Origin of the sequence: Cronobacter condimenti 1330 (assembly GCF_001277255.1) — a bacterium.
In the GTDB taxonomy this organism is placed as follows: domain Bacteria; phylum Pseudomonadota; class Gammaproteobacteria; order Enterobacterales; family Enterobacteriaceae; genus Cronobacter; species Cronobacter condimenti.
Window position 1 is genome coordinate 1,946,650 of the sequence record NZ_CP012264.1, and the last position, 19,517, is coordinate 1,966,166.

General features: G+C 56.4%; 22 protein-coding genes. 11 read left to right on the forward strand and 11 right to left on the reverse strand.

The window, feature by feature from the left end; genetic code table 11:
• The first annotated feature begins 54 nt into the window (after positions 1 to 54).
• On the forward strand, positions 55 to 1,221 hold the full coding sequence (locus AFK62_RS08930) for an MFS transporter (protein ID WP_007676579.1): 1,167 nt from the start codon (positions 55 to 57) through the stop codon (positions 1,219 to 1,221).
• Positions 1,222 to 1,299: 78 nt separating this feature from the next.
• Here the strand turns inward: AFK62_RS08930 and AFK62_RS08935 are convergent, their stop codons facing one another.
• Positions 1,300 to 2,127 carry a C40 family peptidase gene (locus AFK62_RS08935; RefSeq protein WP_007676580.1) on the reverse strand — a complete coding sequence of 276 codons (828 nt, stop codon included), beginning with the start codon at positions 2,125 to 2,127 and terminating at the stop codon, positions 1,300 to 1,302.
• A 345-nt stretch (positions 2,128 to 2,472) separates the two neighbouring features.
• Here AFK62_RS08935 and AFK62_RS08940 point away from each other — a divergent pair, with 345 nt between their 5' ends.
• Positions 2,473 to 2,820, forward strand: a complete 348-nt coding sequence (locus tag AFK62_RS08940) for a Grx4 family monothiol glutaredoxin (protein ID WP_007676590.1) — start codon at positions 2,473 to 2,475, stop codon at positions 2,818 to 2,820.
• Between the two features lie 81 nt (positions 2,821 to 2,901).
• On the opposite strand, the gene rnt is transcribed toward AFK62_RS08940, so the two are convergent.
• The 5 genes from rnt to eptA form a co-directional block, all read right to left on the reverse strand.
• Positions 2,902 to 3,570: a ribonuclease T gene (gene rnt, locus AFK62_RS08945; RefSeq protein ID WP_007669071.1), complete on the reverse strand. Its 669-nt coding sequence runs from the start codon at positions 3,568 to 3,570 to the stop codon at positions 2,902 to 2,904.
• Between the two features lie 95 nt (positions 3,571 to 3,665).
• A complete protein-coding gene (gene gloA, locus AFK62_RS08950) occupies positions 3,666 to 4,073 on the reverse strand; it encodes a lactoylglutathione lyase (protein ID WP_007669073.1) in 408 nt (135 codons plus the stop codon).
• Positions 4,074 to 4,164: 91 nt separating this feature from the next.
• Positions 4,165 to 5,262: an alkene reductase gene (gene nemA, locus AFK62_RS08955; protein ID WP_007669076.1), complete on the reverse strand. Its 1,098-nt coding sequence runs from the start codon at positions 5,260 to 5,262 to the stop codon at positions 4,165 to 4,167.
• Positions 5,263 to 5,334: 72 nt separating this feature from the next.
• Complete coding sequence (locus tag AFK62_RS08960; protein ID WP_007669078.1) at positions 5,335 to 5,916, reverse strand: TetR/AcrR family transcriptional regulator; 582 nt, start codon at positions 5,914 to 5,916, stop codon at positions 5,335 to 5,337.
• Between the two features lie 64 nt (positions 5,917 to 5,980).
• Positions 5,981 to 7,609 (reverse strand): phosphoethanolamine transferase EptA, encoded by a 1,629-nt coding sequence (gene eptA / locus AFK62_RS08965; protein ID WP_032984200.1) that lies wholly within the window; start codon positions 7,607 to 7,609, stop codon positions 5,981 to 5,983.
• 204 nt (positions 7,610 to 7,813) lie between these two features.
• On the opposite strand from eptA, the gene AFK62_RS08970 reads away from it, so the two are divergent.
• From AFK62_RS08970 to sodC, 3 genes are all read left to right on the forward strand, one after another.
• Positions 7,814 to 8,053: a DUF1289 domain-containing protein gene (locus AFK62_RS08970; protein WP_007669081.1), complete on the forward strand. Its 240-nt coding sequence runs from the start codon at positions 7,814 to 7,816 to the stop codon at positions 8,051 to 8,053.
• Positions 8,054 to 8,106: 53 nt separating this feature from the next.
• Positions 8,107 to 9,003, forward strand: coding sequence for an aldo/keto reductase (locus AFK62_RS08975; protein WP_007669085.1), 897 nt, complete (start codon positions 8,107 to 8,109; stop codon positions 9,001 to 9,003).
• Positions 9,004 to 9,084: 81 nt separating this feature from the next.
• Positions 9,085 to 9,603 (forward strand): superoxide dismutase [Cu-Zn] SodC, encoded by a 519-nt coding sequence (sodC, locus tag AFK62_RS08980; protein WP_032984199.1) that lies wholly within the window; start codon positions 9,085 to 9,087, stop codon positions 9,601 to 9,603.
• On the opposite strand, the gene AFK62_RS08985 is transcribed toward sodC, so the two are convergent.
• The 3 genes from AFK62_RS08985 to AFK62_RS08995 are packed head-to-tail and all read right to left on the reverse strand — an operon-like array spanning position 9,596 to position 12,736.
• Positions 9,596 to 11,629 (reverse strand): FUSC family protein, encoded by a 2,034-nt coding sequence (locus tag AFK62_RS08985; protein ID WP_007669090.1) that lies wholly within the window; start codon positions 11,627 to 11,629, stop codon positions 9,596 to 9,598. The two genes, sodC and AFK62_RS08985, sit on opposite strands and share 8 nt — an antisense overlap.
• 8 nt (positions 11,630 to 11,637) lie before the next feature.
• A complete protein-coding gene (locus tag AFK62_RS08990; RefSeq protein ID WP_007669093.1) occupies positions 11,638 to 12,495 on the reverse strand; it encodes an efflux RND transporter periplasmic adaptor subunit in 858 nt (285 codons plus the stop codon).
• A 4-nt stretch (positions 12,496 to 12,499) separates the two neighbouring features.
• Complete coding sequence (locus AFK62_RS08995; RefSeq protein WP_007669096.1) at positions 12,500 to 12,736, reverse strand: DUF1656 domain-containing protein; 237 nt, start codon at positions 12,734 to 12,736, stop codon at positions 12,500 to 12,502.
• 176 nt (positions 12,737 to 12,912) lie between these two features.
• Here AFK62_RS08995 and slyA point away from each other — a divergent pair, with 176 nt between their 5' ends.
• On the forward strand, positions 12,913 to 13,353 hold the full coding sequence (slyA, locus tag AFK62_RS09000; protein ID WP_032804568.1) for a transcriptional regulator SlyA: 441 nt from the start codon (positions 12,913 to 12,915) through the stop codon (positions 13,351 to 13,353).
• Between the two features lie 123 nt (positions 13,354 to 13,476).
• Here slyA and slyB read toward each other — a convergent pair whose 3' ends face one another.
• A complete protein-coding gene (gene slyB, locus AFK62_RS09005; protein ID WP_007663307.1) occupies positions 13,477 to 13,944 on the reverse strand; it encodes an outer membrane lipoprotein SlyB in 468 nt (155 codons plus the stop codon).
• A 273-nt stretch (positions 13,945 to 14,217) separates the two neighbouring features.
• Between slyB and anmK the strand changes: the two genes are divergently transcribed.
• The 5 genes from anmK to pdxY all read left to right on the forward strand — a co-directional run bounded on the left by anmK (position 14,218) and on the right by pdxY (position 18,815).
• A complete protein-coding gene (gene anmK / locus AFK62_RS09010; protein ID WP_007663304.1) occupies positions 14,218 to 15,372 on the forward strand; it encodes an anhydro-N-acetylmuramic acid kinase in 1,155 nt (384 codons plus the stop codon).
• 57 nt (positions 15,373 to 15,429) lie between these two features.
• Positions 15,430 to 15,753 (forward strand): C-type lysozyme inhibitor, encoded by a 324-nt coding sequence (gene mliC, locus AFK62_RS09015; RefSeq protein ID WP_007663301.1) that lies wholly within the window; start codon positions 15,430 to 15,432, stop codon positions 15,751 to 15,753.
• 56 nt (positions 15,754 to 15,809) lie between these two features.
• Complete coding sequence (gene pdxH / locus AFK62_RS09020; protein ID WP_007663299.1) at positions 15,810 to 16,466, forward strand: pyridoxamine 5'-phosphate oxidase; 657 nt, start codon at positions 15,810 to 15,812, stop codon at positions 16,464 to 16,466.
• 139 nt (positions 16,467 to 16,605) lie between these two features.
• Positions 16,606 to 17,880, forward strand: coding sequence for a tyrosine--tRNA ligase (tyrS, locus tag AFK62_RS09025; RefSeq protein ID WP_032983858.1), 1,275 nt, complete (start codon positions 16,606 to 16,608; stop codon positions 17,878 to 17,880).
• Positions 17,881 to 17,954: 74 nt separating this feature from the next.
• Positions 17,955 to 18,815, forward strand: a complete 861-nt coding sequence (gene pdxY / locus AFK62_RS09030) for a pyridoxal kinase PdxY (protein ID WP_007663293.1) — start codon at positions 17,955 to 17,957, stop codon at positions 18,813 to 18,815.
• Positions 18,816 to 18,853: 38 nt separating this feature from the next.
• On the opposite strand, the gene gstA is transcribed toward pdxY, so the two are convergent.
• Positions 18,854 to 19,462, reverse strand: coding sequence for a glutathione transferase GstA (gstA, locus tag AFK62_RS09035; RefSeq protein WP_007663292.1), 609 nt, complete (start codon positions 19,460 to 19,462; stop codon positions 18,854 to 18,856).
• Between the last annotated feature and the right edge of the window lie 55 nt (positions 19,463 to 19,517).

Here is a 19,517-nt window from a genome sequence, read left to right on the forward strand (position 1 = left end):
TCCTGCTGTTACGCCGGTGTATTCGGCGCTGTTGTACAATTTCTGGAGCAATTAATGAAAGTCAATTTCCCGTTACTGGCACTGGCTATTGGTGCTTTTGGCATTGGCACGACCGAATTTTCCCCGATGGGACTGCTGCCGGTGATAGCGAATGGCGTGAATGTGTCGATTCCCGCAGCCGGTATGCTGATAAGCGCCTATGCGGTCGGCGTGATGGTTGGCGCACCGCTTATGACGCTGCTGCTGTCGCATCGCGCCCGACGCAGTGCGCTCATTTTCCTGATGGCGATTTTTACCCTCGGCAATGTGCTCTCGGCCCTGGCACCTGACTACATGACGCTGATGGCGTCGCGCATCCTGACCAGTCTCAATCACGGCGCGTTCTTCGGGCTGGGTTCGGTCGTCGCGGCAAGTGTTGTGCCAAAACAGAAGCAGGCGAGCGCCGTGGCCACCATGTTTATGGGGTTGACTATCGCGAATATCGGTGGCGTTCCCGCCGCGACCTGGCTTGGTGAAACGATAGGCTGGCGTATGTCGTTTCTTGCGACCGCCGGGCTTGGGCTGGTGGCGATGGCGAGCCTCTGGTTCTCCCTGCCCAAAGGCGGCAGCGGCGAGCGTCCGGATGTGAAAAGCGAGCTGACGGTGCTGATGCACCCGCAGGTGGTAAGCGCGCTGCTGACCACGGTGCTTGGCGCCGGCGCGATGTTCACGCTCTATACCTACATCGCGCCGGTGTTGCACCACATCACTGATGCCAGTGCGGCATTCGTGACCGCAATGCTTGTGCTGATAGGCGTCGGGTTTTCCATCGGCAACTATCTGGGGGGCCGCCTCGCGGATCGCTCAGTGAGCGGTACGCTGAAGGGCTTTCTGCTGCTGCTTATCGTTATCATGGCAGCGATCCCCTGGCTTGCGAAAACCGAAATCGGCGCGGCGATCGCCATGGTGGTCTGGGGAGCAGCGACGTTCGCTGTGGTGCCGCCGCTGCAGATGCGCGTGATGCGCGTGGCCAGCGAAGCGCCGGGACTGTCCTCTTCGGTAAATATCGGTGCGTTTAATCTTGGCAACGCGCTGGGTGCGGCGGCGGGTGGTGCGGTCATTCATGCGGGGCTTGGCTACAGCGTGGTGCCGGTCATGGGGGCGCTGATTGCCGCACTTGGCTTACTGCTGGTGCTGCTTTCCAGCCGCCGGGAGGCGCAAACGGCGTGCCGTGTTGAATAATGCCAGCACGTCATAAAAAGCAAAACGGAGAAGGGGGACCTTCTCCGTTTTTTTATGATCACGGTAACGTGAGTGCGGTCAGCGGATCGTACGTGGGGTCATCACGCGGCGGGCGCCGACGTAATGGCGCTGCCAGTAATCTTCGCTCAGTGAGGTTATCTGGATTTCCTGACCGCTGCGCGGTGACTGAATGAATTTGCCGTTACCAACATAAACGCCCACGTGGTCCGCCGTGCCGCGGCCCTGGGTGCGGAAGAACACCAGATCGCCACTTTCCAGCTCGCCGCGGTTCACCGGCGCGGCATCACGCAGGTGATACATTTCGTTCGCCGTGCGCGGGATGCGGAATTTCACCAGATCTTTATAGGCGTACCAGACGAGACCGCTACAGTCGAACCCGGTACGCGGTGAGGTACCGCCCCAGTGATACGGCTTGCCAATCTGGTTCATCAGTTTGTTCATGGCCGTCGTCTGGGCTTTTTTCACGCGCGCTTTATGCGCGTCCGCAATGGTCAGCGGCCCGTTCACACATTTAGTTTTGCGATTTTTGTGGGTCTTAGCGCACGTTTGTGCAGTCAGACGAGAGCTTGCCTGTTTAACGGAAGTGCTGGAAGCGCGACGGGAAGCGGTTTTACTGGCGGTAGAAGAGGATTTGCTGGTGCGTTTCGCGGTGGTGTTTCGCTTCTCGCTGGCGGATTTCGCCGTTTTGGTCTTCGTTGCGTTATTGCTTTTTTTGGCGGTCTGACGGGTTTTTGTGCTGGTTTTCTTTTTCACCGTACTGGCGTGCGCTTTTTGCACCTTTGAGGCGTGCGTCTGCTCCGACGCATGCGCGACAGGCGCAAAAGCCAGTGATGAAGTCATTAACAAAGCACAGAGCGTGAGAGCAAGTTTTGTTTTGCGCGCCACTGAGCATTCCCCTGCATAAAGCCGGCAATCATGCCAACGGATGAATTTTAAGAGCTTGCTGATTCTAATCTAAAGAAATGTCCAAAGTTAAGCAGCAAATCACCTTCGCAGTGCAGTTTCGTTAACCGGCGCAACATTTTTCGCCAGTTACCGCTGCGGTGGAGCGCATTTTAGCGCGCCTCTTCAGGAGAGAATATCGGCAGCGCAAAGAAAAGTGTTATTATTTTCTTCTCTTTCACCACGGCACGGCGCCGGGCTTAAGCGCAAGATTATGCATTTTCGAGACGCTCCGGAGCCGCTACAATGTAAAGCTAACGCCGTAATGACGCTTGAGGAAGTAAGACAATGAGCACTACGCTTGAAAAAATTCAACGCCAGATCGCTGAAAACCCGATTCTGCTGTACATGAAAGGCTCCCCGAAGCTGCCGAGCTGCGGTTTCTCCGCACAGGCTGTACAGGCGCTGTCAGCCTGTGGCGAGCGTTTTGCGTATGTAGATATTCTGCAAAACCCGGATATCCGCGCTGAACTGCCGAAATACGCGAACTGGCCGACCTTCCCGCAGTTGTGGGTTGATGGCGAGCTGGTTGGCGGTTGCGACATCGTGATTGAAATGTATCAGCGCGGCGAACTGCAGCAGCTGATCAAAGAAACCGCGGCGAAGCATCAGTCAGACACCCCGAGCGCAGAGTAATGGCGTAACGGATCCGCGTTTTGTCTCAGACGCGAATAAAAAAGCGGCCTCAGGGCCGCTTTTTTTTGCGCGTCGTTCCGCTTATTCGCCGTCGGCAGGCGTGTTGTCAGACTCAACCATCGGCAACGGCCAGCCGCCCAGGCGTTTCCAGCGATTGACGATTTCACAAAACAGCAGGGCGGTTTGTTCAGTGTCATAAAGCGCCGAGTGGGCCTGTGTGCTGTCAAACACCATACCGGCTGCGATACAGGCTTTCGCCAGTACCGTCTGACCCAGCGCCAGGCCGCTCAGCGCGGCGGTATCGAAGGTCACGAACGGATGAAACGGGTTGCGCTTAAGCGATGCGCGTTCCGCCGCGGCCATCATGAAACTGTGATCGAACGTTGCGTTATGCGCCACCATAATCGCGCGGTTGCAGTTGCTCTCTTTCATACCCTTGCGCACCATTTTAAAAATGGCGTGCAGCGCGTCATATTCGCTGACGGCGCCACGCAGCGGGTTATGCGGATCGATTCCGTTAAATGCCAGCGCTTCCGGCTGGAGGATCGCGCCTTCGAAAGGCTCAACGTGAAAATGTAGCGTTTCATCAGGGGTCAGCCAGCCATCGGCATCCATCTTCAGGGTGATGGCGGCGATTTCCAGCAGCGCATCGGTTTTAGCATTAAAACCGGCGGTTTCCACATCGATGACAACAGGGTAAAAGCCACGAAAACGGTCGGACAGACCGGTCAGTTGAGCGTTATCGGACATCAGCGTCTCTTAAGTTTGGGGAATTAAAGCAGCGCGCATTATGGCAAATTTCACGACGGGATGCAGCAAGGCGGGCAGAACGCCCGCCGGAGGGATCAGTTGCCGAGGCCGCGACCCGCGTCTTTCTCTTCGATAAGCTCGATTTTGTAACCGTCCGGATCTTCTACAAAAGCGATAACCGTGGAGCCGCCTTTGACCGGGCCTGCTTCACGGGTAACGTTGCCGCCGTTATTGCGGATACGCTCGCAGGCTTCTGCGGCATTGTCCACGCTGATGGCGATATGGCCGTAGGCCGTACCCAGCTCATAGCTTTCCACGCCCCAGTTGTAGGTCAGCTCAATGACCACTTCTTCGCTCTCCGGGCCGTAGCCAACGAACGCCAGCGAATATTTATATTCCGGGTTTTCACTGGTGCGCAGCAGTTTCATGCCAAGAACGTTGGTGTAGAAATCGATGGAGCGTTGCAGGTCGCCAACGCGCAGCATGGTGTGAAGTAAGCGCATAAGATCCTCTTAAATAAACGGAATGTGATGAAGCGTCGGTATGAAACCGTATTTTAGTATAGCGGCGGAAGGCCGCCGCTATCAATTTGGATCACAGGGTAGGGTAATCGATGTAGCCTTCCGCGCCGCCACCGTAGAAGGATTCCGGGCGCTGCGGGTTGAGTTCGGCTTTTTTACGCAGACGTTCAACCAAATCGGGGTTGGCAATGTAATCACGACCAAACGCTACCGCATCGATAAGCCCTTTGGCGATAAGCGCTTCGGCTTTCTCACGGGTATACGCGCCCGCGCCGATAATGGCGCCGTCAAAACGCGCGCGCACTTTCTGGCGGAATTCGTCGGTATACGGCACGCCGCCTGCCCAGTCTGGCTCGGACATATGCAGGTATGCGATACCGCGCTTGTTCAGTTCTTCAATCAGATACAGCGCGTCGGCTTCTTCGTTCGGGCCGTTATCGACGTTCTGGAAACTGCCGATTGGCGATACGCGAATGCCGATACGGTCGGCGCTCCACTCTTTGCTCACCGCGTCGACGACCTCGAGCACCAGACGGGCGCGGTTTTCCACGCTGCCACCATACTGATCGGTGCGCTGGTTAGAAGACGGCGACAGGAACTGATGCAGCAGGTAACCGTGGGCGGAATGCAGTTCAACCATATCAAAACCGGCGTCACGGGCGTTGCCGACCGCCTTGCGGAAATCATCGACGATACCCGGGATTTCGTGCGTTTCCAGCGCGCGCGGGGTGCTGGTATCGACGCGGATAGCTTTGCCGTTCTCATCGCGCAGGGAAGTGCGGGTGCCTGAGTTGATAGCCGAAGGGGCGACCGGTGCTTCACCGCCTGGCTGCAGGCTGCTATGAGAGATGCGACCCGTGTGCCAGAGCTGTACGGCGATGCGGCCATCGGCCTCGTGCACCGCGGCGGTGATTTTCTTCCACGCCGCAACTTGCTCGTCGCTGTGCAGGCCCGGGGCGCCGGCATACCCTTTTGCTTGCGCGGAAATCTGGGTAGCTTCGCTGATAATCAGCCCGGCACTGGCGCGCTGGCGGTAATATTCGACCATTATCGCGGTAGGAATGTCGCCCGGCTCGATGCTGCGCAGGCGGGTCAGCGGCGCCATAAATACGCGGTTAGGGGCAGTAATCGCGCCCACATTCAGCGGGGTAAAAAGCTTTTCGTCTTGCATAGTCACTCCTGAGTAGACCGGTCGTCTTGTAACGAGCGAAATAAAAAAGCGCTGCCAGCGGCAGGCGCTTACTTAAAGAATATCGTTGACGTGCGCCAGCGCATTTTCCAGCGGTACACCGCTGCGCGACACTTTGGCCTGCAGGCTGGCACCGAGCCAGAGCACGTATAACACCTGCGCCTGCTGCTGCGCGCTGCCCTTAAACGTTAGCGTACTGGCGTCGCGTCCACGTTCAAGCGCACCTGCCAGCAGACTGATGACCTGCGCTGAGCCTTTATCGAGCGCGTCGCGCATATCTTCAGACAGGTCGCACACTTCCGCACAGAGCTTCACCGTCAGGCAGCCCGTCATTTTGCCGGTCTGGCAATAATGATGCAGCGTCTCTTCAAACCACGCGATAAGCTGCTCGCGCGCCGGGCCTGCCGGGTTGAAATGCGCCTCCAGGCTTGCCTGATACCGGGCGTAATGGCGCTCCAGCATCGCCACGCCAAACGCCTCTTTTGAGCGAAAGTAGTGGTAGAAGGAGCCTTTTGGCACGCCCGCGGTTTTTAACAGTTCGCTTAATCCCATGCCGGTGAAACCGCGTTGCAGGCAGAGCTGCTCACCAGTCGCCAGAAGGTGTTCACGTGTGTCATGTTCAGGTGTTCGGTTCATACGCCTCAATTTAGTAGACCGGTCGGTCTAATGCAAGTCACCTTATCGAAAAGCGCCAGAAACGTTAATTTTTCCGGCAGGCGCTAAGCATATCTTGCTGCGGCTGATAAAGCGAAGTCTGGATGTTCATGATCCCAAGCACGGTCGAGAAGAGATTGTCCTGGGAGACGTCATCGGTCGCCGCACGTTTACTGAGACACTCTGTATCAACGCCGTAGTGTCGCGCATAATCGCCAGACAGCCAGAACACCATTGGAATATGCGTTTGCTGTTCTGGCGCGAGCATATACGGTGTGCCGTGCAGATAAATACCGTTCTCACCCAGCGATTCGCCATGATCCGAGAGATAGACCAGCGCCGTATTCATCGTCGCTTCGCGTTTGCGAAGCGCATCAATCGTCCGGCTCAGGACGCCATCGGTGTACAGCACCGTATTATCGTAGGTGTTGATCAGCGCCTGACGATCGCAGTCCTGGATCTGATTAGTGTCGCAGGTCGGTGTGAAACGACGGAAATTATCCGGGTAGCGGCGGTAATAGGCCGGGCCGTGGCTGCCCATCAGGTGTAGCACAACAACGGAGTCCTGCTTCAGGCCATCCAGCACGTTATCGAAACGATGCAGCAGGGCGTCGTCAAGACAGGAGCCTTCACTACAGACGTCATTGAGCTTCCACTGCGTCATATCGGTATGCGGAATGCGATTGCAGGCGCCTTTACAGCCGCCATCGTTATCGCGCCACAGCACATTAACGCCTGCGTGGGCCAGTACATCCATCAGGCCTTCCTGATGATGCGCCAGCTCGGCGTCATAATGACTGCGCGGCATGCCAGAGAACATACATGGCACCGACACGGCGGTTTCAGTGCCGCAGGAGGTGGCATGCGGCCAGAACACCACACCCTGTTTCTTCAGTTGCGGATTAGTTTCACGCGTATAACCGCCGAGTGAATAATTCTGCTCACGGGAGGCTTCGCCAATCACCAGCACCAGCACGGTTTTCTTCTCTTGCTGACGAATAACCGGCCCTTTTTTCGCATCTTCTCCGATACGTACCAGCGTCTGGTCGCCTGCAAAAAAGCGCGAGTGGGTATATTTCATAATGCCGCTGATATAGTTGGCGGGGGTCACCATCTTGGCGATGTTTTTATTGTTGCGAAACAGCGAGGCGTAGTCCTTATAGAAGAGCGACGCCACGAGAATAATCACAAGCAGGCTCGCCAGAACGCTGACAAGACGGCGCAGGCTCGTCCAGAGCAGGCTGCCGGAGACAATCTCAATACGGCTTAACAAGAACGCGGGCGCGATGCCTGCCACCACAAGCCATAAAATAAGCTGTGGGGTAATCAGCGCGGTCGCCTCTTGCGAGTCCGTCTCGAAAATATTGACCATCATGTTCTGGTCAATTACCGCTCCGTAGGTGTACATGAAAAACGTGCTGGCCGCAGAGCCAACCAGCAGGATGATGAGCACCGGCTTTCGCAGCCACGGCAGGTTAATAATGCTAAAAATGACCAGCCAGGCGCAAAACAGGACCAGAGGCACTGTGGCGGCAAACAGCACGTCGTGAAGATGTTGCGGCGCGATAAGCGCCCAGCAGCGCGTAACAAACAGCGCATTCATTAGCGTGAAGAGCAGGGCGCTAAACAGATTAAAACCCAGATCGCTCAAGCGTAGTTTTTTAATGGTTGCCATCATGGAGACTCCTTTACGATGGCGGCAGTCTACGGCGCAAAGATTAGTGAAACCTTAACCTAAGTGTAACGAAGAGCCTTACAATATCAATCAATGCTCAACGACAAGGCCAATTGCGCGATGCCGCGACGCAACGGCGACCGGACTTGCATCCCGGCGCAGTTCGGGCTTCAATTGTAACTATCATGTTAACCAGGAGCCGTCGTGGCCGAGCAGCTCGAATTTTTCCCCGTCCCCAGCCCCTGTCGCGGTATCTGCCAGTCAGATGAACGCGGCTATTGCCGTGGCTGTATGCGCAGCCGCGATGAGCGCTTTAACTGGCAGAAAATGAACGACGCCCAGAAACAGGAGGTGCTGCGTCTGTGTCACCAGCGCATGCTGCGAAAACTGCGCGCCGGTCGTGCCGAGCCCGACGACGAACCGCAGCAGCCTTCACTGTTTTAATGACACCACTTGCGTATAATTCCCGGCAATTTTCCTTTCTGAGGTAAGTACTTATGGTTGAGCGTATTCTTATGGCGCCCCAGGGGCCGACGTTTTCACGTCTGGTCATGGGTTACTGGCGTTTAATGGAGTGGAATTATTCCCCGCGCGAGCTGGTAGGGTTTATCGAACAACATCTTGAGCTTGGCATCACGACGGTTGACCACGCCGATATTTACGGCGGCTACCAGTGTGAAGCCGCTTTCGGCGAGGCGCTGCGCCTTGCGCCGCACCTGCGTGAGAAAATGGAGATCGTCACTAAATGCGGCATCGCCACGACCGCAAAGCCTGAAAACGTAATTGGGCATTACATTACCGATCGCGCGCATATTTTGCACAGCGCGGAGAATTCACTGCGCTACCTGAATACCGACGTGCTGGATCTGCTCTTGATCCACCGCCCCGACCCGCTGATGGATGCCGATGAAATCGCCGAAGCGTTTCTCGCCCTGCACAAGAGTGGCAAAGTGCGCCACTTCGGTGTGTCTAACTTCACCCCTGCGCAATTTTCGCTGTTACAGTCGCGTTTGCCGTTTACGCTCGCCACGAATCAGGTCGAGATTTCTCCCGTCCACCAGCCGCTGCTGCTGGACGGCACGCTGGATCTGCTCCAGCAGTTACGCATCCGCCCGATGGCCTGGTCCTGTCTTGGCGGTGGACGGCTTTTTCATGACGAAAACGCCGCCCCACTGCGCGCCGAGCTGCAACAGGTCGCAGAAGAGACTGGCGCGCAGACCATTGAACAGGTGGTGTATGCCTGGGTAATGCGGTTACCGTCGCGTCCGCTGCCGATTATCGGCTCCGGTAAAATTGAGCGCGTGAAGAGCGCCCTTGGCGCGCTGTCGCTTGAGCTTACTCGTCAGCAGTGGTTCCGCATTCGCAAAGCTGCGCTCGGTTACGACGTGCCTTAAGACGCCATGTTCCCTCCTTTCCGGTGAAATCCACTGCTGTGATATAGACTTAACGGGAATCACCTGAAACCTGGAGGGAATATGAAGCGATTGACTCTGGCGGCGATGGCGCTGCTGGTTTGCGGAGCGGCACAGGCCGCCAGCGAAGAAGTAGATATGCGCCTCGTCACCGATAAGGGCATCGGCGAGTCCGTCGGTACGGTGAAAATCACCGAAACCGACCACGGGTTAGAATTCGCGCCCGACCTGAAAGGGTTGCCGCCAGGCGACCACGGTTTTCACATTCACGCCAAAGGCAGCTGCGAGCCTGCGATGAAAGACGGCAAAATGGTGGCGGCTGAAGCGGCAGGTGGCCATCTCGACCCGCAAAACACCGGCAAACACTTAGGCCCGGAAGGGAACGGCCACCTGGGCGACCTGCCGGTGCTTGCTGTTAACAATGACGGAAAAGCCACCGACACGGTAACGGCACCGCGTATCAAAAAGCTTGATGAAGTCAAAGGCAAGGCGCTGATGGTACACGTTGGTGGTGATAACATGGCCGATCATCCTAAACCGCTTGGCGGTGGTGGTGGCCGTTACGCCTGCGGCGTTATTTAACGGTACGTCGGGCGTCGTCTTCCTGCGGTGAAGGCGACGCTTGTTCCAGTTGCGACAACGAGCACCACAGCCGCCAGATGATCCCAGCCAGACGTCGTGCGTCGGGTTGGTGGTGCCGGGCGAGCGTCAGACTGATGCGTTCAAGTTCGCCGATCGCCGCCGCAAGCGGCCGTTGACGTACCCCTTTCACGCTCATCACATCCCGTAATGTTTCAATGCAAATATCACGCACCTGGGAGAGCGGGTCGGCGCGGGTTTCCCATTCACGCAATTGCCAAACAACGTGTGAACAATTAAGCAGCACAACGCCCCAGCGCAGCAGCCAGCGGCGCGTGGCGTCGTCTTTACTGTTACTGAGCTGGCTAATGTGGTGATACACCAGCGATTCGAACGCCGCTTCGCCGCGCTGAGGCACGCGGCTTAGCTGATCGATAAACCCACGGCGCAGCGCGCGGATATGACGCAGCCCTTTGCGCCGATCCGAGCCTGGACGCAGCACCGCAAACGCCACCCAGCAGCACGCCACGCCGCAAATTTTCGCGAGGTTATCGTTAAGAAAATCCGCCAGATCGTAAACCGGCGGATTGGTCACCGCGATAAACGAACCCATAAACACGATGAGCTGACCCCACAGCCCGGCGAGCCGCGGCTGTTGAAGTTTCATCAGTTGCATGGTGGTGAGCAGTGGAAACAGAAACAGCAGGAATTGCCAGAGGTCGGTAACCTGCACCATTAGCCCGAACTTCACCACAAAGCTGAACAAGGTCAGTAACAGAAGCGTGCGCAGCAGCAGGTTGAGTGAATTGTGCGGCGATGGCGAGGCGGAGTAGAGCACGCAGCTGATGGCCGCGAGCGTCAGTGCACCGCTGCCCGATTCCCAGCGGGTATTAATAGACCAGGCGCCAATCAGCGAGATGACGCAGAAGGTACGCAGCGCGCTCCAGAGCGCCTCGGTATTGTCAGTATGGCGCGCAAGCGGTGGGGCAGCCGGGACGCTGATGCGATCGTCGGGTACCGGGTTGTCGAGGCGGGCTATCCAGCGCTGGCAGTTCATCCAGACCCGGCAGAAATCGCGCAGCCGTAGCCAGAAAGCCTGATGGCGAAAATCGCCGTTTTCAGGCGGCGCGAGCATAACCAGGATCCGCGCCACGCGCAGTGGACACGGTGTCGTCGTGCCAAGTTCCTGCAATAAAGTATCAAGCCCCGCCCAGAGGCTCTCCGGCGGCTGCGGCCAGTTCAGGAGCAGACGACGCAGCCCGGAAATGTAGCTGGTCAGGCGGAGCTGCTGATGGAGAAGATGATTGAGTAGCTGGTTTTGCTGGCGGATGCGATAGTGGCTCCAGAACGCCTGAATACGCAGCAGATTAAGCGTTAAGACCTGTGTGATGACGCCCTCATGCGCGGTCCGGATGGCGTCGGTCGTTTGCGGTTTCCACAGCAGGCTCGCATGCTCCAGCAGCCGGCCCTGCATTTTTCGAAGCGCCCCGAGAAATGTCACGCTGTCGGGCTGGCCCGGCATGACCATCATCATCAGCCCACCGCACAGGATCCCGACGATTACCTCGCAAACGCGCGACTGGGCGATATTCCACAACTCAGTAGTTTCTATGGTGTTTACCAGCGGGAAGGCGATGATGGCGGCCGTATAGCCCGCCAGTTGAAAGGCATAGGCGGCATTATTGTGAAAATAACTGGAGACCCACGTGCAAAGCGAGAGCCATAAGGCCATCGCCCATGTAAACAGCCACGGATCGTTGAGCGTATGACCGGCAATAATCAGCGACGCGCTCGCACCCAGCAGGCTGCCCACAATGCGCCCAAGGCTTTTGCTGATAACGCCCCCGACGGTCGGAAAGCTGACCACTGCGGCGGAGGTCATCGCCCAGTAGGGCTCGTCAAGCTCCAGCACATACGCAATGGTCAGAGCAAGCGACATCGCGATGCCGTTACGCAACGCATAACGCCACTGCGCGGGTGTCGCTTTACCCCAGGGAGAGTGCTGCCAGGTCAGCCAGTCGAGGTTCATGAGCGGGCTTAGTTATTGAGCGACACGGTGCAAGTGGTGCCGGAGATGAGCGTCACGCCTTCCGGAAGACCGTCGAGGGCGATACGCACCGGTACGCGCTGCGCAAGGCGCACCCAGGGCACATTGGGTTTGATGTCTGCGACCAGGCTGCTGTCGCTTTCCACGCTCTGATCGTAAATCGCACGTCCGATGCTCTCAACTTTCCCGTGTAGCGGTGTATGTGTGCTGTAGAGCAGAATTTGCGCGCTGGCGCCTTCGCGAATATGCCGCAGCTTGGTCTCTTCAAAATAGCCGACCACGTAGAACGAGTGGCTGTCTACCAGCGCAAACACTGGCTGACCCTCGGAGGCATAATTGCCGGCGCGGCTTGAAAGATTGGTTACCCAGCCATCGACAGGGGCCACAACACGCGTCTGCTCAAGCTGCCAGTGCGCCTGTTCCAGCGATGCTTCGGCCATCTTCAACGCCGCCTGAGCGGCTTTAACGTTGATGTTGGCGGTATCAAGATCTTCAGCGGAGATATAGTTATGCGGCAGATGACGGCGGCGATTCGCCTCGTTATTGGCTTTAGCGAGATCGGACTGCGCGCGGGCGAGCTGTGCCTGCGCATTCAGTACCGCGATGTGGTAAGGCGTATCGTCAATCGTAAACAGCACGTCGCCCGCTTTAACTTTTTGGTTATCCCGCACCAGCAGACGAGTGATGGTGCCGGATACCTGTGGGGTGATGTTGACCTGTTCGGCGCGGACCTTGCCATCCCGCGTCCAGGGGGACTGCATGTAGTAATTCCAGACCAGCCAGCCTGCCAGCACGGCGGCGGCGACCACGAACAACGTGGAAAAATATTTCAAAGTGTTGAGGCGCATGAGCTTACCACGCAATGAAAATCAGCAGCGCGAGGCTGACTGATAAGACGAACAGGGAGAGATCCATCAGGGTGGGGTGCCAGATGTCACCCGCGTAGATCCAGTCACGCAGCAGGCGATGCACCATCAGCCAGATAAAAAAACCGAGAATGACGGCCTTAAAAAGCGGAGGGAAATAGACCGACGCACCGGCCACGAGATCCGAAAGCGCAAAGCCTGATGTGAAAAAGCGCGATATCACGAGACATTAATCCTTTAAAACCGGAGAGATGGCGGCCATTTCAGTTGCCCCGTTCTGGTCTAGAATTATAGACGTCGCGGTATTAACCGCCAGCGCGGGCTATTTGTTTTAGCTACCTAAATACTGCACACTAGTCTAAAATCAGCATAATAACTTAGCAAGCTAATTATAAGGAGATGAAATTGGAATCGCCATTAGGCTCTGACCTGACAAGACTGGTGCGCATCTGGCGTGCTCTGATTGACCATCGCCTGAAGCCTCTGGAATTAACGCAGACCCACTGGGTGACACTTCATCATATCCACGCGCTGCCGCCCGATCAGTCGCAAATTCAACTGGCTAAGGCCATCGGCATTGAGCAACCGTCGCTGGTGCGCACGCTCGATCAGCTGGAAGAGAAGGGGCTTATTGCCCGTCATACCTGCGCCAGCGACAGACGCGCCAAACGCATCAAGCTGACAGAAAAAGCCGCGCCTATCATTTCTCAACTGGAAGACGTGATTCTGAAAACGCGTGGTGAAATCCTCTCTGGCATTACGCAGGAAGAGCACGATCAGATGCTGCGCATTGTGGCCCGACTTGAGAAAAACATTTTGGCGCTGTCGGCCAAAGAGTAACCGGCACGTTTGACAGCCCTATGAAGTAAAAACGTCAAACTGACATTGACGATACGCATAAAAAAACGGAGGAGCCTGATGCTCCTCCGTTCCTGTTTATGGCCCTGATAACCCGGGGAAAGCTTAGCGCGGAGAGACGGTAACCTGGCTGCCGTTGCTTGCCAGCACAACGCGCTGACCTGCGGAGAAATGGGAATTACCCTGTTTCTGCACAACCATAATGGTATTACCGTCATCCTTACGGATTTCCAGCTCAACGCCCTGGGTTTTGTTCACCGCACCCTGAACGCCCTGGCCTGCTACGCCGCCTGCGATAGCGCCTGCTGCAGTGGCAAGCGAACGACCCGTGCCGCCGCCGACGGTATTACCGAGGAAGCCACCCAGAACCGCGCCGCCGAGTGCGCCGATGACGTTGGTATCATCTCCACCCTGGATCTTCACCGGACGAACGTTTACGACAGTCCCGTAAGTGACGTTCTGTACCTGTTTGGCTTCAGAGGCGGTATAGACATCACCGGAAAGGCTATCATTGTTGACGCAGCCCGCCAGCGTTAAACCTACCAGCGAAACAACCAGTACACGTGAAATCATGTAAATCTCCTGTTCACCAACAAATGCTCACCTGAGCATCCATCATATTCAAATTATATGGCATATGACCGCGATATTTCACATTGTTCACGGGGTCGATGATAAAAATCGTAAAATGCCCCACCTGAACGGCAAATCAACGGTTGCGGGAAAGCTCGCTTTTTAGACCAGGCGGGATTATTCCGTTGCTGAATCAGGGTGAATGTTTATGATTGAGGGCGGATGGCCGGCGTGTTTGCACGCCGTGCGTGTTAAACAGGGTAAGGAAGGCATATGAAATCAGGTCGCTACATTGGAGTCATGTCTGGCACCAGCCTCGATGGGGTGGACGTGGTGCTGGCTGCCATTGACGAACATATGGTGGCGCAACAGGCGAGCCTGAGCTGGCCGATGCCGCACCCCATTAAACAGGCGATTCTCGATATCTGTCAGGGCCAGCCGCTGACGCTGTCACAGCTTGGCCGCCTCGACCATCAGTTAGGCTGCCTGTTCGCCGATGCGGTCAACGCGCTGATGCAGCAGCAAAACCTGAACCCGGAAGATGTAATGGCGATCGGCTGCCACGGACAGACCGTCTGGCATGAACCCACCGGCAGCGCGCCGCATTCAATGCAGATAGGCGATAACAATCAGATTGTCGCGCGTACGGGGGTAAGCGTGGTAGGCGATTTCCGCCGTCGCGATATGGCGCTGGGCGGGCAGGGCGCGCCGCTCGTTCCCGCATTTCATCAGGCGTTACTGGCGCACCCGACCGAGCGACGTATGGTGCTCAATATCGGCGGTATCGCCAATCTGTCGCTGCTGTTCCCCGGCCAGCCTGTCAAAGGATTCGATACCGGGCCCGGAAATATGCTGATGGATGCCTGGATTTGGCGCCAGAAGGGTAAACCTTACGATAACGACGGCGAATGGGCCGCCAGCGGCAATGTGGTGCGCCCGCTGCTCCAGCAGATGCTGAGCGACCCGTACTTTGCGGCCCCGGCGCCCAAAAGCACCGGGCGAGAGTATTTCAACTATGGCTGGATTGAACGCCAGCTTTCGCTGTTTGCGGGGCTTGCGGCGCAGGATGTGCAGGCGACCCTACTGGAACTCACCGCCAGTACCATTGCGCGAGAAGTTCAGCTAAGTGGCGGTGCGGAGCGGCTAATGATTTGCGGCGGCGGCGGACGTAATCCGCGGCTGGTGGCGCGCCTGGCAGCGCTTTTGCCGGGAACAGAAGTCTCATCTACCGATGAGATGGGGATCCGGGGTGACGATATGGAAGCGCTGGCCTTTGCCTGGCTTGCTTACCGTACGCTAAGCGGTAAATCTGGCAATCTGCCGTCGGTCACGGGGGCGCGCGCGCCAAGCGTGCTTGGTGCCATTTTCCCGGCCAACCCCTTAAATAATCGGACTTTGCCGACTTTTCCGGCCTCGTCAGGCAGATAGACTGAATGCGTTACGGGGGCGCACCGCCCCCTTCAGAATTACGCTTTAGGATATGCCATGAAGAAACTGCTTGTCGTTTTGCTTCCCGCCTTGCTCGCCGGCTGTAGCTACTATCACGCTATGGTTGAGCGCATGAATACCGATACGCTTGAATACCGCTGTGATGAAAAACCTCTAACGGTGTCACTCAATAATACGCGCCAGCAGGTAAGTTTCGTGCTGGATGATAAGGTGCTGCATCTGAACGAAGGCCGTTCCGCTTCAGGCGTACGCTATACCGATGGTATCTATGCGTTCTGGTCGAAAGGCGACGAAGCCACCGTCTACCATCGCGACAATATTGTGTTAAATCACTGCCAGTTACAAAACCCGAAGCGTTGAGATTTTAACGGGTGGGGCGCACAATAGCGCCACCCGATCCTCACTGGTTTCACGCTATGTCTGATATTGATCATCTGCAACAGATTGCGCATTTGCGCCGCGAATATACCAAAGGCGGGCTGCGCCGCCGCGACTTAACCGACCAGCCGCTGCCGCTGTTTGAACGCTGGCTCGCGCAGGCCTGTGAAGCAAAACTCGCTGATCCCACCGCCATGGTCGTCGCCACGGTTGATGAACAGGGCCAGCCTTATCAGCGTATCGTGCTGCTCAAGCATTTTGATGAGCGCGGCATGGTTTTCTACACCAATCTTGGCAGCCGCAAGGCGCATCATCTTGAAAACAACCCCCGCATCAGCCTGCTCTTTCCGTGGCATATGCTGGAGCGTCAGGTGATGGTGACGGGAAAGGCCGAGCGCCTTTCAACATTTGAGGTGGTGAAATATTTTCACAGCCGTCCGCGTGACAGCCAGATTGGCGCATGGGTGTCGAAGCAGTCGAGCCGTATTTCTGCGCGAGGCGTACTGGAGAGTAAATTCCTTGAGCTGAAGCAGAAATTCCAGCAGGGCGAAGTGCCATTGCCAAGTTTCTGGGGCGGTTTTCGTGTAAGCCTTGAACAGGTGGAATTCTGGCAGGGCGGCGAGCACCGTCTCCATGACCGCTTTTTATACCAGCGTGACGCCGACGGCTGGAAAATCGACCGTCTTGCCCCGTAAGTGAGCGATTTTCTTATGCAAGCGCTGGCGCTCCCAGGGCTTGCGCTTTATTCTATGCCTCCCTGAATTCTATTCTTTCGCCAGTGGGCGAAAAGCCGTGTACCGGCAAAGGTGCAGTCGTAAATACATGGAGAAATTGATGGCAAGCAGCAATTTGATTAAACAATTGCAGGAGCGGGGCCTTGTGGCTCAGGTGACGGATGAAGAAGCGTTAGCGCAGCGACTGGCGCAGGGGCCGATCGCCCTTTATTGCGGCTTCGATCCCACCGCCGACAGCCTGCACTTGGGCCATCTGGTTCCCTTGTTGTGCCTTAAGCGCTTTCAGATGGCCGGGCACAAACCGGTTGCACTGGTCGGTGGCGCAACCGGTCTGATTGGCGATCCAAGCTTTAAAGCGACCGAACGTAAACTGAATACCGAAGATACCGTGCAGGAGTGGGTGGACAAAATCCGCCGTCAGGTGGCACCGTTCCTGGATTTTGACTGCGGTGACAACGCCGCTATCGCCGCAAACAACTTTGACTGGTTTGGCAACATGAACGTGCTGACCTTCCTGCGCGATATCGGCAAGCACTTCTCGGTCAACCAGATGATCAACAAAGAAGCGGTCAAGCAGCGTCTGAACCGCGACGATGTTGGCATCTCCTTCACCGAATTTTCCTACAACCTGCTGCAGGGTTACGATTTTGCCTGCCTGAATAAACTGCACGGCGTGGCGCTGCAGATAGGCGGTTCCGACCAGTGGGGCAACATTACCTCTGGCATCGACCTGACCCGTCGTCTGCACCAGAATCAGGTGTTTGGCCTGACCGTACCGCTTATCACAAAATCTGATGGAACCAAATTCGGCAAAACCGAAGGCGGCGCAGTATGGCTGGATCCGAAGAAAACCAGCCCGTATAAATTCTACCAGTTCTGGATCAACACTGCGGATGCTGACGTTTATCGCTTCCTGAAATTCTTCACCTTCATGAGCCTTGAAGAAATCAACGCGCTTGAAGAAGAAGATAAAAACAGCGGCAAAGCGCCGCGCGCTCAGTACGTGCTGGCGGAGCAAGTGACACGTCTGGTGCATGGCGATGACGGTCTCGCTGCGGCTAAACGCATTACTGAAAGTCTGTTTAACGGCAATCTTAATGCGCTGAGCGAAGCGGATTTCGAGCAGCTCGCGCAGGATGGTGTGCCGATGATCGAAATGGAAAAAGGCGCGGATTTGATGCAGGCGCTGGTGGATTCCGAACTGCAGCCGTCCCGCGGTCAGGCGCGTAAAACTATCGCTTCTAACGCTATTACCATCAATGGTGAGAAGCAGGCCGACCCGGAATATACCTTTAGCGACAGCGACCGCCTCTTTGGCCGCTATACGCTGCTGCGTCGCGGTAAGAAAAACTACTGCCTCGTCTGCTGGAAATAACACTCTGCCAGTCAAGGGCGTGGGAAACCACGCCCTTTATTTTTAACCCGACCCCTCGTTTCACCCGGAAAAAAATGAAGAATATCCTTGCCATTCAGTCTCACGTGGTGTTTGGTCACGCCGGCAACAGCGCGGCTGAATTCCCGATGCGCCGTCTTGGCGCCAACGTCTGGCCGCTTAATACGGTGCAGTTTTCCAACCACACGCAGTATGGGCAATGGACCGGCACCGTCATGCCGCCGTCGCATCTGACTGAAATCGTGCAGGGCATTGCAGCTATCGGTCAGCTGTCACGCTGTGACGCGGTGCTGAGTGGTTATCTGGGATCGGCGGAGCAGGGCGAACATATTCTTGAGATTGTCCGCCAGGTGAAAGCGTCCAACCCGAAAGCGAAATATTTCTGCGATCCGGTGATGGGCCACCCTGAAAAAGGCTGTATCGTGGCGCCGGGCGTTGCCGAGTTTCATGCGCGTTTTGCGCTGCCGGCGAGCGACATCATCGCGCCGAATTTGCTGGAGCTTGAAATGTTGAGCGGCCATTCAGTGAGAAGTGTCGATGAGGCGGTCGCCACCGCACGCGAACTGATTAGCCGTGGCCCACAAATTGTGCTGGTAAAACATCTGGCGCGAGCCGGTTATCAGCAGGACCGCTTTGAAATGCTACTCGTGACGGCAGAAGAAGCATGGCATATCAGCCGTCCGCTCGTTGATTTCGGCGCGCGTCAACCTGTCGGCGTCGGTGATGTGACGAGTGGCTTGCTGCTGGTAAAACTGCTACAGGGCGCGACGCTTCGCGAGGCGCTGGAGCATGTGACGGCGGCGGTCTATGACATTATGGTGACCACCAAACGCATGGAAGAATATGAATTGCAGGTCGTGGCGGCCCAGGACGGTATTGCACAGCCGGAGCACTACTTTACGGCAGTAAAACTATAAAAAACGCTGCGCCAGAAGTGGCGCAGCGTTTAATGTCCTCAGGCGCTCAGTCCTTCCGCCTTCAGCGCGGCCGCCACTTCAGGACGCGCTTTCACACGGGCCTGGTAGTCAGCGATATTGTCATAAGCCTGCATTTCCAGCCCCACCGCTTTCGCCCAGTTCAGCACGGTAAATAAATAGGCATCCGCCACGCTGAAACGCAGCCCCATCAGCCACTGTTTTTGCGCCAGCGCCTCGTTCACATACTCGAATTTCTTCTGTAACTGTTCCCGGGCAATGGTTTTGTACTCATCCGGCGTACCAGGACGAAAGAGCGGCGTAAAACCTTTGTGCAGTTCAGTCGCGATATAGTTCAGCCACTCAAGCGTATGGTAGCGGGTCATGCTACCGACTGGCGCGAGCAACTGACGGTCTGGCACTTTATCTGCGATGTACTGAACGATAGCGACACCTTCGGTCAGCAGTGTGCCGTCATCCAGTAGCAGCGCCGGCACCTGACCTTTTGGGTTGATAGTCAGATAATCTTCGCCGTTCTCCGTGCGTTTCGCAGCCAGATCGACTGCCACCAGCGTAAAATCAATACCCGCTTCGCGCAGAATGATATGCGGCGAAAGCGAACACGCGCCGGCTTTGTAAAACAATTTCATGGCAATGCTCCCTTCTCATGAATAAACAAAATTATGGTAGAGCGCGAACGCGCAA

What these genes read in the sequence shown, in the direction of transcription:
- pdxY (WP_007663293.1), top strand. Translation starts at nt 17,955, where the DNA reads ATGAAGAATATCCTTGCCATTCAGTCTCACGTGGTGTTTGGTCACGCC.
- AFK62_RS08940 (WP_007676590.1), top strand. Translation starts at nt 2,473, where the DNA reads ATGAGCACTACGCTTGAAAAAATTCAACGCCAGATCGCTGAAAACCCG.
- eptA (WP_032984200.1), bottom strand. Translation starts at nt 7,609, where the DNA reads ATGGCAACCATTAAAAAACTACGCTTGAGCGATCTGGGTTTTAATCTG.
- gloA (WP_007669073.1), bottom strand. Translation starts at nt 4,073, where the DNA reads ATGCGCTTACTTCACACCATGCTGCGCGTTGGCGACCTGCAACGCTCC.
- rnt (WP_007669071.1), bottom strand. Translation starts at nt 3,570, where the DNA reads ATGTCCGATAACGCTCAACTGACCGGTCTGTCCGACCGTTTTCGTGGC.
- nemA (WP_007669076.1), bottom strand. Translation starts at nt 5,262, where the DNA reads ATGCAAGACGAAAAGCTTTTTACCCCGCTGAATGTGGGCGCGATTACT.
- AFK62_RS08985 (WP_007669090.1), bottom strand. Translation starts at nt 11,629, where the DNA reads ATGAACCTCGACTGGCTGACCTGGCAGCACTCTCCCTGGGGTAAAGCG.
- AFK62_RS08930 (WP_007676579.1), top strand. Translation starts at nt 55, where the DNA reads ATGAAAGTCAATTTCCCGTTACTGGCACTGGCTATTGGTGCTTTTGGC.
- AFK62_RS08990 (WP_007669093.1), bottom strand. Translation starts at nt 12,495, where the DNA reads ATGCGCCTCAACACTTTGAAATATTTTTCCACGTTGTTCGTGGTCGCC.
- AFK62_RS08975 (WP_007669085.1), top strand. Translation starts at nt 8,107, where the DNA reads ATGGTTGAGCGTATTCTTATGGCGCCCCAGGGGCCGACGTTTTCACGT.
- slyA (WP_032804568.1), top strand. Translation starts at nt 12,913, where the DNA reads ATGAAATTGGAATCGCCATTAGGCTCTGACCTGACAAGACTGGTGCGC.
- gstA (WP_007663292.1), bottom strand. Translation starts at nt 19,462, where the DNA reads ATGAAATTGTTTTACAAAGCCGGCGCGTGTTCGCTTTCGCCGCATATC.
- AFK62_RS08960 (WP_007669078.1), bottom strand. Translation starts at nt 5,916, where the DNA reads ATGAACCGAACACCTGAACATGACACACGTGAACACCTTCTGGCGACT.
- pdxH (WP_007663299.1), top strand. Translation starts at nt 15,810, where the DNA reads ATGTCTGATATTGATCATCTGCAACAGATTGCGCATTTGCGCCGCGAA.
- anmK (WP_007663304.1), top strand. Translation starts at nt 14,218, where the DNA reads ATGAAATCAGGTCGCTACATTGGAGTCATGTCTGGCACCAGCCTCGAT.
- slyB (WP_007663307.1), bottom strand. Translation starts at nt 13,944, where the DNA reads ATGATTTCACGTGTACTGGTTGTTTCGCTGGTAGGTTTAACGCTGGCG.
- tyrS (WP_032983858.1), top strand. Translation starts at nt 16,606, where the DNA reads ATGGCAAGCAGCAATTTGATTAAACAATTGCAGGAGCGGGGCCTTGTG.
- mliC (WP_007663301.1), top strand. Translation starts at nt 15,430, where the DNA reads ATGAAGAAACTGCTTGTCGTTTTGCTTCCCGCCTTGCTCGCCGGCTGT.
- sodC (WP_032984199.1), top strand. Translation starts at nt 9,085, where the DNA reads ATGAAGCGATTGACTCTGGCGGCGATGGCGCTGCTGGTTTGCGGAGCG.